This window comes from Zobellia alginiliquefaciens (assembly GCF_029323795.1).
In the GTDB taxonomy this organism is placed as follows: domain Bacteria; phylum Bacteroidota; class Bacteroidia; order Flavobacteriales; family Flavobacteriaceae; genus Zobellia; species Zobellia alginiliquefaciens.
In genome coordinates this window covers 1,728,547-1,742,297 of sequence record NZ_CP119758.1, presented here as the reverse complement: position 1 = coordinate 1,742,297, position 13,751 = coordinate 1,728,547, and the positions used below count along the sequence as shown (strand labels likewise).

Annotated in this window: 12 protein-coding genes; 11 read left to right on the top strand and 1 reads right to left on the bottom strand. The window is 38.4% G+C overall.

Going from position 1 to position 13,751, the window contains the following annotated elements:
* Positions 1–107 precede the first annotated feature (107 nt).
* From P0077_RS07385 to P0077_RS07335, 11 genes are all read left to right on the top strand, one after another.
* Positions 108–1,643, top strand: coding sequence for a hypothetical protein (locus tag P0077_RS07385; RefSeq protein WP_276168484.1), 1,536 nt, complete (start codon positions 108–110; stop codon positions 1,641–1,643).
* A 198-nt stretch (positions 1,644–1,841) separates the two neighbouring features.
* Positions 1,842–2,183: a hypothetical protein gene (locus P0077_RS07380; protein ID WP_276168483.1), complete on the top strand. Its 342-nt coding sequence runs from the start codon at positions 1,842–1,844 to the stop codon at positions 2,181–2,183.
* A gap of 27 nt (positions 2,184–2,210) precedes the next feature.
* The gene (locus P0077_RS07375; RefSeq protein ID WP_276168482.1) at positions 2,211–2,831 is read left to right on the top strand and encodes a hypothetical protein; all 621 of its coding nucleotides are present in this window, start codon (positions 2,211–2,213) and stop codon (positions 2,829–2,831) included.
* Between the two features lie 20 nt (positions 2,832–2,851).
* Entirely contained in the window at positions 2,852–3,223 is a 372-nt protein-coding gene (locus P0077_RS07370) for a DUF4870 domain-containing protein (RefSeq protein WP_276168481.1), read from the top strand.
* A 521-nt stretch (positions 3,224–3,744) separates the two neighbouring features.
* Entirely contained in the window at positions 3,745–3,975 is a 231-nt protein-coding gene (locus P0077_RS07365; RefSeq protein ID WP_276168480.1) for a hypothetical protein, read from the top strand.
* 83 nt (positions 3,976–4,058) lie between these two features.
* Complete coding sequence (locus tag P0077_RS07360; protein WP_276168479.1) at positions 4,059–4,541, top strand: T9SS type A sorting domain-containing protein; 483 nt, start codon at positions 4,059–4,061, stop codon at positions 4,539–4,541.
* Between the two features lie 4 nt (positions 4,542–4,545).
* The gene (locus P0077_RS07355; RefSeq protein WP_276168478.1) at positions 4,546–7,077 is read left to right on the top strand and encodes a DUF8740 domain-containing protein; all 2,532 of its coding nucleotides are present in this window, start codon (positions 4,546–4,548) and stop codon (positions 7,075–7,077) included.
* A gap of 310 nt (positions 7,078–7,387) precedes the next feature.
* Positions 7,388–8,374: a ribonucleotide-diphosphate reductase subunit beta gene (locus P0077_RS07350; protein ID WP_276169177.1), complete on the top strand. Its 987-nt coding sequence runs from the start codon at positions 7,388–7,390 to the stop codon at positions 8,372–8,374.
* Positions 8,375–8,499: 125 nt separating this feature from the next.
* Complete coding sequence (locus P0077_RS07345; RefSeq protein WP_276168477.1) at positions 8,500–10,986, top strand: ribonucleoside-diphosphate reductase subunit alpha; 2,487 nt, start codon at positions 8,500–8,502, stop codon at positions 10,984–10,986.
* Positions 10,987–11,325: 339 nt separating this feature from the next.
* Positions 11,326–11,997 (top strand): hypothetical protein, encoded by a 672-nt coding sequence (locus tag P0077_RS07340; RefSeq protein ID WP_276168476.1) that lies wholly within the window; start codon positions 11,326–11,328, stop codon positions 11,995–11,997.
* 165 nt (positions 11,998–12,162) lie between these two features.
* Positions 12,163–12,321, top strand: coding sequence for a hypothetical protein (locus P0077_RS07335; RefSeq protein WP_276168475.1), 159 nt, complete (start codon positions 12,163–12,165; stop codon positions 12,319–12,321).
* 495 nt (positions 12,322–12,816) lie between these two features.
* Here P0077_RS07335 and P0077_RS07330 read toward each other — a convergent pair whose 3' ends face one another.
* The gene (locus P0077_RS07330; RefSeq protein WP_276168474.1) at positions 12,817–13,734 is read right to left on the bottom strand and encodes a hydroxypyruvate isomerase family protein; all 918 of its coding nucleotides are present in this window, start codon (positions 13,732–13,734) and stop codon (positions 12,817–12,819) included.
* Positions 13,735–13,751: the final 17 nt, after the last annotated feature.

Here is a 13,751-nt window from a genome sequence, read left to right as displayed (position 1 = left end):
TTGGTTAAAAAGTAAACATCATTTAAAGATATAATTTTTTTAGTGGGTATGTTGACCTTTTAATTTTTGGGGTACAAACACCTGTGGAATCATTAAAATATAAGATTATGAAAATTAAAAATGTAATGTATATGGCGGTTATTGCCCTCATAATGGCGTCGTGTACCAAAGACGAGGTAAATGATAGTGTCAACGATCCGGAATCAGTAGATGAACAGCAGGAGGGACAGTCGGAAGAAGAACTAACGCTCGATAATTTGATGGGTTCTTGGATCAGAATTTCAAGTAACAATATTCCTAATGACGGAATGATTGTAGAAGTAAAAAATGCACAAGGGACAATTACGGATAAAGCGGGTTCCTCATTTAGTAATGGGGATATAAAGTGGAGTGATATTAAAGCTGTGGATACCGAAAATTACAAATATGGGGAGTTGGGAAGCGACTATAACTACTACGATGCTTTTATGGAACTTAAAGAAGATGATACCCTAAGAATTTCTGTGGGGTCCAGTGGGGCCGGAAATATACAGAAATGGGTTCGTGAAGGTCTGTATATTCCCATATCCGAACAAGAGAGCCAAGAAACACAAACTTTGGATTGCGATATAAATGCGGAAACGGTACTAAAGAACGGTCCTGCAGAAGTAGATTACGTTGTAGATTGTGTTGTGGATGTTAAGGCCCCATTGGTTATTGAAGCAGGTGTGGTCATACAGTTCAAGGAAAATGCCGGTATAGGTGTTTATGATAATGGGTCAATAACCGTTAATGGTACGGCAACTGAACCGGTAGTAATGAACGGTGAAGAAGCTACCAAGGGGTATTGGAGAGGTATTCACATAGAATCCAACAAACAAGCAAATTCCCTAAATTATCTTGAATTATCAGACGCTGGGGGTAGCTATGTATATTGCTGTAATGATGCCGCTTCCATATACCTTAAAGACGGAAAATCTGCGATTACCAATACAACGATCAGTAATGGAAAATCATACGGAATCGTGGCAAAGGATGATTTTGAGTTTAGCGATTACGCTAGCAATACTATAACAACTCATGAACAAGCCCCATTAAAGCTTACCTTGGGCGGAATTGACCAAATTGATGGTGCTTTATCATCATACCAAGGTAATGAAGAAGATTATATATTGATCGCAGATTCAACAGTTGAGGAAGAAGTAACCATCAAAGCAACCGATGTGCCTTATAGAATTAGCAATAACGATGTATTGGATATTAAAGATCGCTTAAACATTCTACCTGGTGTAGAGATTGTATTTGAAGAAAATGCCGGTTTGGGTGTGTATGACAATGGAGTGTTCTATGCTGTGGGTACAGAAAATCAACCCATAGTCTTTAGGGGGTCTGAAGATATCAGCGGCTTTTGGCGAGGAATACATACGGAAACCAATAGCGCCTCTAATATAATTCGTTATGCCGAGGTTAAAAATGCAGGCTCAACCTATGTATACTGCTGTAATGATAAGGCTGCTATATATCTTAAAGCAGGCCAGCTAACGGTTGAAAACTCACTTATAACCAAGAGCGGTGGATGTGGAATAAGTGTTAGGGCCGATGCAAATTTTATGGAATCTGAAAATGAATACACCAATAACGAAACCGATGGTGTCTGTAATTAGTATGTCTTACTATTTAGGATAACAACCTTATTAGAATACGTGTAAAAGTCCGATGACAGTTATGTTATCGGACTTTTTTTTGAGTTTGATGTTTACCTTTTAATGAATAGAACACTAATAGATGTAAAACACCTTTTAGGGAAAGCTTTCCCGGAGAGAACATTACAAATATTAATTAATCAACAAAAAAATAGAAGTATGAAAAATTTAAGGAAACAAATTCTTTTAGTCGTTTGTGGTGTGGCAATTATCTTAACGTACAGTTGCAGTAAAGACAATCCTTTAAACCCTACCGGAAACTGCTTTGGAGGAAACTGGGTCGATGGCTATGCAGATGAGCTACAAGCATGGTCAGATGCAACTACTGCTTACTCTGAAAATCCCACTGCAGAGAACTGTGCAGACTATAAAAGCGCCGCAAAGGCTTACTATGACGCTGTAAATGACATTTATGATTGCATACCAAATGCAAGTAGGGCCGAAATTGATCAAGCGGTAGAAGAGGCCAAAGCGGAAATAGATAGTGAAAGTTGTGAATAATCAGTACTGTTCTTAAATCCTTCAAAAATGAAAAATAGAGTTAAAAATATGGCCCTCATATTGGCAATGTTGGTTTTTGGATCTTGTGTTGGCGAGGTTAAAGAGAAACTCTCCAAGGCCAAGAACGGCGTGTCTAATGCATCCACCTTTGTAAAGGAAGCCAGAAAAGCGGAAGGAAGAATTGAAAAATTAAAAGATGCCGTTCCCTTAACAAATGAACAATTAAAAGCTTGGTTGCCCCAAAGCTTGGGCGTTTTGGATAGAACGGGTTTTAAAGTAGGCCAAGCGGGAATGTACAAGGTCAATTCTGTAGAAGGGACCTATAAAAAACCGGATGGCAAGAAGAAGTTCAATGTGATGATAATAGATGGGGCCGGCCCCACCGGAAGTATGATGGCAACTGGGTATGGACTGCTGGGAAATTTTGAAATGGAGACGGAAGATGAATATAAGCATCAACAAACGGTTGAGGTTAATGGAGTGCAGGCACAACAGACTTACAAGAAAAAATCTAACGACACCCAACTAATGTTTGCATATGCAGAGCGATTTTTGGTAACGGTAAATGGATATGATATGCAACCCGATGAAACTTGGGATATGGTTAAAGCGCTCAAATTAGGGCAATTGATTAAAATGACAGAATAAAACCAATTAAATAAACAATAATGGAAAATACAGGTACAGATTTTAATAAGACACATACGGCTACGGATACAAGTGAGAATGATAAGACAATAGCCATTCTTGCTTACATTACCATAATAGGTTTAGTGGCTGCATTTGTAATGAACAATGAGAAGAAACAAGAATTCGCTAGCTATCATATTCGGCAAGCGGTGGGGTTATGTGTTACGGGTTTGGCCTTGGGAGTTATTGGTATGATACCCATTTTGGGATGGGTCATAAATTTTTTAGGTGTTTTCGTTTTGGTATACATGTGGGTAATGGCATTTATGAATGCACTAAACGGAAAAGAAGCACCGGCCCCTATTTTAGGGAAGAAGTATGAAGTTTGGTTTGCGGGTGTTCAACAATAGAACTGTGTGTGAGTACTTTTTCTAGTGGTATTTAATTTTTTGTCTGTCTAGATAATCATTGGCAAGAAGGGCGATTGGTTATTAGCACTCTCCTCATAGGATTGCATCATTCTTGCCGATTATACATTGGTAACATCAAATTGTACATTTTTAAATCTAGAAAATTAAAGTTGCCAGTATCTTGTCAGTGGTTACAAGGGGCTGGCAATTCATTTGTGTATTAAAGTGAATGCTATCTTCTTCTTAACCTTCCCAAATCAGTTTCCCCCTATCATCTTTAATGCCCCAAAGCATTTAAGCAAATAGAGAAAGCAAATGAAACTGATTCATCAACACATACCTTTTTATCGCGGTCTTAGTAATTCAATGGAGCGGTTGTGCCTATTTCTGTTGCTTGAAGGAGTAAATAGAATATTTCGTGGTGGTCATCAAGAACCATTTCCTCTTAAAATCAGCTATTCACAAGAACCTTTATATAAGACGGATAGTATACAATTCTGGAACATTTTAAACCTGTAGATATGAAAACCACCATCATTTTAATCGTAGCCTTATTATTCAATACCTCACTGTTACTTGCGGAGCCTTTGCTTGTTTTGGTCAAAGAGATAGACCCAATAGTACTTATTTCCATAGAAGCACTTCTGATCATTTTGTTTGCAATACATAAATTTTTGAATGATTTCTCAAAGTGTATGAAAATAGATTTTGATGGTTTGGAAGTGTTCGTCTATAAGAAGAAAAGAAGATAGTTCTTAAGGGTGGCCTTTAAAATCATGAATCGGTCATGTTAACCTTCAGGATTAGAAAAACATTAATCTTAAAACGAACTAAAATGAAAATAAAACTACTCCTCTTTTTTCTAACGGTAAGTGCCACATTTTCATTTGCCCAATCAATAGACCGCAGTGTTGTTAGTAATGTTGGTGGTACAATGGCAAGCGCAGAGGTCTCGGTAAGTTTTACTATAGGAGAGCCCATTGTGGGTCTGGTGGTTAATGATGATTCTGTAGATCAAGGTTTTTGGGCCGGAAGGGGAATTCTGGTAATCCCATTGAGTCCAGGCGAAGAACCTTCGGATATTTTAGTGTACCCCAACCCGGTTATAGAAGAAGTAACTGTTTTTACCAGTCAGAACAAGGTTTTTGGCATAGAACTGTTTTCGGTAAACGGCCAACGGGTTATAAGTCAGCAAATAGAAAACACCCAATTAGAATATAAAATTGATATGGCCTATATGGCCAAAGGGTTGTACGTGTTAAAACTTTATTTAGAAAATAACTCAGAAACCAAGGAATATAAACTGATCAAAGAATAGAACCATGAAAATAAATTACACATCATTACTTATAGTCTTGACCATTATGTTCTGTGGAGCTTTTATGGGACAAGCGCAGCAGAAAAACTATATCAATTACCAAGGGGTGGCCCGTAATTCGGATAATGAATTAATGGAGCAGGAGACTATAGACATTGGTATCGCCTTAAAATTCGGTAGTGCGGATGCGGATGCGCAATATGAAGAAAGTCACTCCATAACTACGGATGCCAACGGCGTCTTTAATTTGCAAATAGGCAGTGGAAACAGCAATAGTGGTAGTTACTCCAATTTGCCTTGGGGCCAAGCTACTTTTGTAGTGGTGTCCTTTAATGGCGTTGAAGTGGGTACCACGGAACTAATGGCAGTTCCTTACTCCATGGCCTCGGGCAGTCAACAGTGGGAAACCAATGGGAATGATATAGAAAATAAGAACGTTGGAGAGGTAAAAATAAAAAGCGACTTAAGAATTTTAGGCGGTTTCAATCTTAACTCTGGAAATCAGGTTAATGAGATTTCGGATGATGGTGGGTTGGCCGAAAATAGCAACGGTATTTTACCCACCCAAAGAGCGGTAAAAACTTATGTGGATAATCGTCTGTTTAGTGGAGGCGGTGGCGGAGACGCTCAGATTGCTTCCGAAGTGCCTTATAACAATGTAGATTCAGGACTTACGGCGGGTAATGTCCAAGAAGCTTTAGATGAAATTGTAGCGACTGCTGGAGGTGGCGCCGATGCGGATGCTGACCCAACTAATGAAATTCAAGATATAAGTCTTTCTGGAACTGATTTAAGTATTACTGATGGATCTACCATAGATTTATCGGCAATAATTCCACCCGGAGAAACAGATGACCAAAACGCTTCTGAGGTTCCTTTTGATAATACAGGAACAGGTCTTGCGGCTGCGGATACACAAGCGGCAATAGAAGAATTGGCATCAGGTGGATTGGTAGATACGGATGATCAGAACCTATCATTATCGGGAACCATGCTTCAAATAGATGACGGTACAGGGGTAGATTTGTCTACAATTATTCCACCCGGAGGAACAGATGACCAAAACGCTTCTGAGGTTCCTTTTGATAATACAGGAACAGGTCTTGCGGCTGCGGATACACAAGCGGCAATAGAAGAATTGGCAGCTGGTGGTTTGGTAGATACGGATGATCAGAACCTATCATTATCGGGAACCATGCTTCAAATAGATGATGGTACAGGGGTAGATTTGTCTACAATTATTCCACCGGGAGGAACAGATGACCAAGAAGCTTTGGAAGTTCCTTTTGACAATACAGGAACGGGTCTTGCGGCTGTGGATACACAAGCGGCAATAGAAGAATTGGCGGCTGGCGGCTTGGTAGATACTGATGATCAAGATTTGGTCTTAACCGGAGATGTGCTTTCTATTGAAGATGGTGTTGGGAGTGTTGATTTTAGCGATTATTTTAATAGAACTACCAGGCACGGACTTTTAGTAGGTGATGACGGAATTATAGATGGATTAGTTGGAACAGCCGATGGTCAGGTGGCAAAGTGGGATGCAGCCTTAGGTAATTGGGTTGCTGGCACTGATGAAGTTGGTGGAGGGGGAGGTAGTTCCTTATGGTCTGAAAACGGGAGTGATATTTATTTTGATAGTGGTAAAGTAGGTTTGGGTACGGCTAGTCCTACTTCAGATTTACACATCTCCAGTACCTCCACTAGTCCTTTAATTCTAGAAACTTCAGCATCTGATAATTGGTTACGTTTTGCAAATTCCAATGGCTATATCGGTTATGCAGGTATTTTTAATGGTGATAAAGATATGGACTTTGGTACGGGTAGTTTTAATGCTACGGGAAAGGTGCATCTTGTTGCCAATGCTGAACCTAAGTTAACCGTAATTCCTAATGGTAATGTAGGTGTTGGAACAGTTAATCCTAGTACAGGTTTACATATATCAACTGGCCAGAACAATCCTTTAATATTGGAAACTTCACGACCTGAAAATTGGTTACGTTTTGATAATTCCAATGGCTATATTGGCTATGCAGGTATTTATACTGGCGATAAAGACATGGACTTTGGTACGGGTGTTTTAAATACTACGGGTAAGGTTCATCTAGTAACCAATGCAACTCCTAAGTTAACTATAATTCCTAATGGAAATGTAGGTGTTGGAACAGTTAACCCCACTACAAAGTTAGATGTGAATGGAGAAATTAAGGTCTCAGGGGAAATGAGGAGAGGAACTACGGGCACTACTGATATGTTACCCATTGCCTATGGTTATATTGACGATAATACCGATATACTCTCTGGAAGTGGGAATTTTACCATAGAAAAGACTGCAACAGGGCTTTATACAGTTGCAATACCAAATGAAGAAGACCCTAAAAATTGGACTGTGCTAACGACTATTAACCATACGGTACCCGCCATCGCATCAGTTTCGCATTTCAGTTCAGGAGCAAGGAAATTCAATGTAAATACTTGGAGACTTAATTCTACTCGTGCTGATTTCAGCTTTTCTTTTGTTGTTTATAAAAAATAAGAAGTACTTAGTTATAATAGCTTAACAGAATAACTCAGTACTAATTAAACCAAAAAGTATATTAAAACATACTTTTTGGTTTAATTTTTCGTGTTTAATATATACGTGTTTTTTCAGTTAATAGTCGATCCCTGTTGAGGTCCGTGTATATACAAGGCGAGCGCACATTTCAACAATTTGTGTTAAAAACTTTGTGATTGAAATGATGGGACACCTCTCAGATTTTGGCGCTTTTTTGCCATCTTTGTTACTCCATCACATGGGAGGAAATTTCTTCCTAATACACGAATTTCTTAAAAAACAATTTGATATGTCCGTAGCCTTGGAGCCTATTTTGGAAGAAAACAACGACCGTTTTGTAATCTTTCCCATTAAACATCATGACTTATGGGAGTGGTACAAGAAGTGTGAAGCTTGTTTTTGGACGGCCGAGGAAATTGACCTTAGTGAAGACATAAACGATTGGAATAACAAATTAAGTGATGATGAGCGGTACTTCATTAAGCATATATTAGCCTTTTTTGCTGCTTCTGATGGTATTGTAAACGAAAATTTAGCAGAAAACTTTGTTAGCGAAGTGCAATATGCGGAAGCTAAGTTCTTCTACGGTTTTCAGATAATGATGGAGAATATTCACTCTGAAACCTATTCACTTTTAATCGATACTTACGTAAAAGACGAAAAAGAGAAAAATATACTTTTTAAGGCATTGGAGAACTTTCCGGCCATTAAGAAAAAGGCAGACTGGGCATTGAACTGGATCGAGTCACCTAGTTTTGCCGAAAGGTTGATTGCATTTGCTGCAGTTGAGGGTATTTTCTTCTCCGGTGCGTTCTGTTCTATTTTTTGGTTGAAAAAAAGAGGCTTAATGCCAGGGCTTACCTTTTCTAACGAATTAATTTCTAGAGATGAGGGTATGCACTGTGATTATGCCGTGCACCTACATAATAAGCACTTGATCAATAAAGTGCCAAAAGAACGTATCACTCAAATTTTGACTGATGCGCTTGATATTGAGCGTGAGTTTATTACCGAGTCGCTGCCGGCGAGTTTAATAGGTATGAACTCAAAGCTAATGACACAGTACCTAGAGTTTGTAACAGATAGGCTTCTTGTAGAGCTTGATTGCGATAAGGTATATAACGCTACAAATCCATTCGATTTTATGGATATGATTTCACTTCAAGGAAAAACCAATTTCTTTGAGAAGCGTGTTTCCGAATACCAAAAAGCAGGTGTTCTGAACAAGGATAAGGATGATGATTCGCAGAAAATAAGCTTCGACGCAGATTTTTAAATAATAGAAAAATAGAAGGCCCTTTCTTTTGGAGGGGTTTTTGTTCCCAATTTTAAAATTGTTAAAATTTTTAACAGTTTATCATAGACAAAACCAACGTTTAACCCCACTAAAAAAGTATTCACATGTTTGTAGTTAAAAGAGACGGCAGAAAAGAAGTGGTCATGTTTGACAAGATCACCGCCCGAGTTAGAAAATTGTGTTATGGCCTAAATGGTTTAGTAGACCCGTTAAAGGTTGCTATGCGTGTTATAGAGGGGTTGTATGACGGTGTAACTACTTCGGAACTAGATAATTTGGCGGCTGAAATTGCAGCTACCATGACTACCACACATCCGGATTATGCAAAATTGGCGGCCCGTATTTCGGTTTCTAACCTGCATAAGAATACAAAGAAGTCTTTCTCGGAAACGATGAAAGATCTTTATGAATATGTAAATCCACGTACGAACAAAAAAGCACCTTTATTGTCCGATGAGGTTTTTAAGGTGATTTCCGAGAATTCGGAAAGATTAGATTCTACCATTATATACAATAGAGACTTTGGGTATGATTATTTTGGTTTCAAAACGTTGGAGCGTTCATACCTTTTGAAGTTGAACGGTAAGATTGCCGAGCGTCCTCAGCATATGCTAATGCGTGTTTCCGTGGGGATTCACTTAAATGATTTAGATGCGGCTATTGAGACCTATGAACTTATGTCCAAGAAATATTTTACACACGCTACACCTACACTTTTCAATTCCGGTACGCCAAAACCGCAAATGTCTTCTTGCTTCCTATTGGCAATGAAAGATGATAGTATAGACGGTATTTATGATACCTTAAAACAAACGGCTAAGATTTCTCAATCTGCGGGAGGTATAGGTTTGTCTATCCATAATGTACGTGCTACAGGTTCTTATATTGCTGGAACAAACGGTACATCCAACGGAATTGTACCTATGCTCCAAGTGTTTAATGATACGGCGCGTTACGTAGACCAAGGTGGCGGAAAACGTAAAGGGAGCTTTGCCATTTATATGGAGCCGTGGCATGCGGATATCTATGCGTTCTTGGATTTAAAAAAGAACCATGGTAAAGAAGAAATGCGTGCGAGGGACCTTTTCTATGCCATGTGGATTTCAGATTTGTTCATGAGAAGAGTAGAGGCAAATGAAGAGTGGACCTTAATGTGTCCTAATGAATGCCCAGGTTTGTTTACTCACCACAGCGAGGAATTTGAAGCCTTATATACCAAATATGAAGCTGAAGGTAAGGGAAGAAAAACCGTAAAGGCACGTGACCTTTGGGAAAAAATATTGGAATCTCAGATTGAAACGGGTACACCTTACATGCTGTACAAAGATGCGGCTAACCGTAAGAGCAACCAGAAAAATTTAGGTACCATTCGTTCTTCCAACTTATGTACCGAGATTATGGAGTATACTTCTCCAGACGAAATTGCCGTATGTAACTTGGCGTCTATTGCATTGCCCATGTTCATTAAAAACGGAAGCTTTGATCATAAAGAACTGTTTAGGGTAACCAAAAGGGTAACTAGAAACCTAAACCGTGTTATTGATAGAAATTATTATCCGGTAAAAGAGGCAGAAAATTCTAATATGCGTCACAGACCAATTGGTCTTGGAGTACAGGGTCTGGCGGATGCTTTTATTATGTTGCGCTTGCCTTTTACCAGCGAAGAAGCTAAAAAACTGAATAAGGATATTTTTGAAACGCTTTATTTTGCCGCTGTTACCGCATCCATGGAAATGGCCAAAGAAGAAGGGGCATATTCTACTTTTGAAGGTTCGCCAATTTCTCAAGGCGATTTTCAATACAACCTTTGGGGAGTTAAAGATGACGAGCTGTCCGGAAGATGGGATTGGGCCAAACTTCGTAAAGAAGTTATGAAAAATGGAGTTCGTAATTCGCTCTTAGTAGCGCCGATGCCAACGGCTTCTACTTCTCAAATCTTGGGTAATAACGAATGTTTTGAGCCATACACCTCCAACATATATACTAGAAGAGTGCTTTCTGGTGAGTTTATTGTGGTGAATAAGCATCTATTAGAAGACTTGGTAGATTTGGGTCTTTGGAACGAAAATATGAAACAAGAGTTAATGCGTGCCAATGGTTCTATACAACACATAGAAACCATTCCGCAAGACATTCGTGATTTGTATAAAACGGTTTGGGAGCTTAGTATGAAAGATATTATTGACATGAGCCGTCAAAGAGGGTATTTCATTGACCAAAGCCAGTCATTAAATTTGTTCATGGAAAATGCAAACTACTCCAAGTTAACATCAATGCACTTTTACGCATGGAAAAGCGGCCTAAAAACGGGCATGTATTACCTACGGACCAAAGCGGCTGTAGATGCTATTAAATTTACATTGGACAATAGCAAGAAAAACGCAGCACCTGTTAGTGTTGCTGCGGAAGCCGAAGCGGCAGCAACTACACCACCGGTAGAAGCGGCAGTAGCAATGGAAGTAAATACAACTACAACTGCTCCACAGGCTGAGTCGGACATTCAGCCCATGACTCCTGAAGAAATGAAGGAAATGATTGCCCGCGCCAAAGAAGGTCAAGCAGATGACGATTGTTTGATGTGCGGTTCTTAAAATTAATATATAAGGGAGGTTTATAGCCTCCCATTTTCATTAACTTAAATAGAAATGCTGAGGTAGTAAAAAGCAAAAGAAAAGGGATGCGTCAACATCCCTAACTTGTATATTTCTTAATTTTATTCATAAGGTCCGACACCTAAAAAAATTTAAGAAAGAGTTGAAGAGAAAAACCTCCTCTCCAGTTTTGTATATATCAAATATATAAGATTTGATACTCTCATACAAGTTGAAAACAAATTGAACAGGTCATTGTTAATAAAGAAACCTTCTTAGGGTTTGCGAACATGGAATTTAACAGGCCAAAGTTTATTTATCAACATTTAATTTTAAATTATGAGTTATCAGATTTCGATTAATCAAGTAGCGGATTTTATAAATTCTTCATTCGCTAAAAAGAAAAGAATAATTAGACAGCAAAAGGAGCCAAATCCATTCAGGATAGCGTACTATCAATTACCAAAGGCTAGAATTAGGAAAAGTGTGGAGAGATCAGGAGATTTAGAGCCTATACTTTTGGGAATAGAAGAGTTGAAGCGGAGAACTTTATTGAAGCCTAGACAAATTAATGATAGGAAAGTTTCTCTGGAGGCAATGAGAAGATTTTTATCTATGTCCTTCCCGACAATTTTGAAAAATGGGAAATACGAGGTAATTAAAAAGCCACCGATTAGATCAATTTTTATAAATGGAGTGGAAGTAATAATTTCTCTTGATGTTATACTTAAGATGAGTATTGATGGGAAAACTCATTTAGGAGGGTTGAAAATACATATAGCGAAAACTAATGTATTTGATTATTCTCAGCAAAAGGCTATTGCAGTTTCGATTTACAAGTATTTAAATGATGTGGTAGCGAATGAAGGAGAAATAGTTAACCCTAAACTTTGTTTTTCACTCGATGTTTTTGGTAGAGGAATTGTATCGGCGCCACTTAATATTTATGAGACTCTTGGTGATGTAGAAATGATTTGTGAAGAAATAAAGAGTTTGTGGACGGCAGCTTGATTGGCTGTTGAAATTCACTTGAAAGCCCTGTCCGTTTGGTCAGGGTTTTTTTATGCGTATTTCGGATGGATTTTAATAAGCACTTAAGGATGAATGATTTTCTATAGTAGGAAAGAGTTGGCGCTAAATAGGAACGGCTTAGCCGCAATAGGTTAAAAGAAAATTTTGAGAAAGTATGGCGCAAAAAAGCACTACCCGAGAGGTAATGCTATCTACATGGGAAATGGCTATTTCTCCAAGTACGGTCTTGCTACTACGGAAAAGATATATGCAGCAATATATACGATTAGTATGATGATGTATTTGTCCATGGTGCCCCAATAAAAGATTGTATACTATATACGTAGTAAAAGAGCTATAAAGATTACATAAAATTGCTTAAAATCATTGATTTTGAGACAATTTTATGATAAAACAGGTTGATTTATAGGGTTTAACATCTTTTTAAGGTGACAACCGCCATATTTCATTCCGAAAAATAGGAATACATTCTCTCTAGTAAAAAATTACAATTGTACTAATCGTTTTTCAATTGATTTCGTTTGAAATAATGAAATGCCAGCTTTGAAATTAACATGAGTGCAGCGTAAGTAATAAGTAGGTATATGTATGAGGTCATATAAGAACAACGGTTCTTGTTTGCTTCATCTTATGGCTTTAGTATGTAGAACGTCGAAAAGTGTCAAAAAAATCGTTAAAACGCACCATTTGCATTCCTGTTACGATGAAATACATCTCTTACCCAACCAAATGCTAGTTTGCAAAATAAAATAGTCCCTATTCAAAATAGGGACTATCTAATATTAAATACTTCAGTCTTTATAGAAATGAATCTTCTTGTATATAAGCATCTATAACGGCTTGCTCGCCAGCTTTTCCATCTTTGGAGTTACCATGTTCCATACCCAGAACACCATCAAATCCTTTTTCATGAATCCATTTAAAGACATTTTTATAATTGATTTCTCCCGTGGTAGGCTCTTTTCGCCCGGGGTTATCACCAATTTGAATGTATGCAATTTCATCCCATGTTAATCCCATATTGTGGATAAGGTGACCTTCGGTCTTTTGCATATGGTAGATATCGAACAATATTTTACAGGCAGGACTATCAACACCTTTGCAGATCATATAGGTTTGATCTGAATTTTGAAGATAAAGGTCCGGCGAGTCTGATAAGGGCTCCAGAACCATCGTGAGACCGTGGGGTTCAAGAATTTCCGCTCCTCTTTTCAAGGCTTCAATAACATTCCCGTCTTGTACGCCAGTAGGTAGTTTTCGCTGAAAGCCACCGGGAACAACGGTCATCCATTTGGCATTTACACGTTTCGCTACTTCAACTGCCCTTTTGCATCCATCGGTAAAAATATCAATGTACTCTTGTTTTCCTTCGGCAAGAGAGTTTTTCATGTTTCCGCCTTTGTCTATAACAAAAACACCCATTGTCATACCACGTTTGGCAAGTGTTTCCCCTATTTTAGTTTGCAGGGCAACATCTCTTTTCATCATGCCGTTATCTTCAAAAGCGGTGAAACCCTGGTCTGCCATAAAGTTGATCTGGTCAATAGGGTCTTTGCCTGCCAACTCTTTGAACATACCTAAATGCGGGGCATATTTTAGATTGAATTTATGAGGTTTTATAGAGTTGTTGCTTAGATTGGAATAGGCAAAATTAGTTCCTAAGGAAATAGCGCCGCCTGTTAATGCTGTTTTTTGAATAAAATTTCTTCTTTTCATTTTTGAGTATAGGTTGG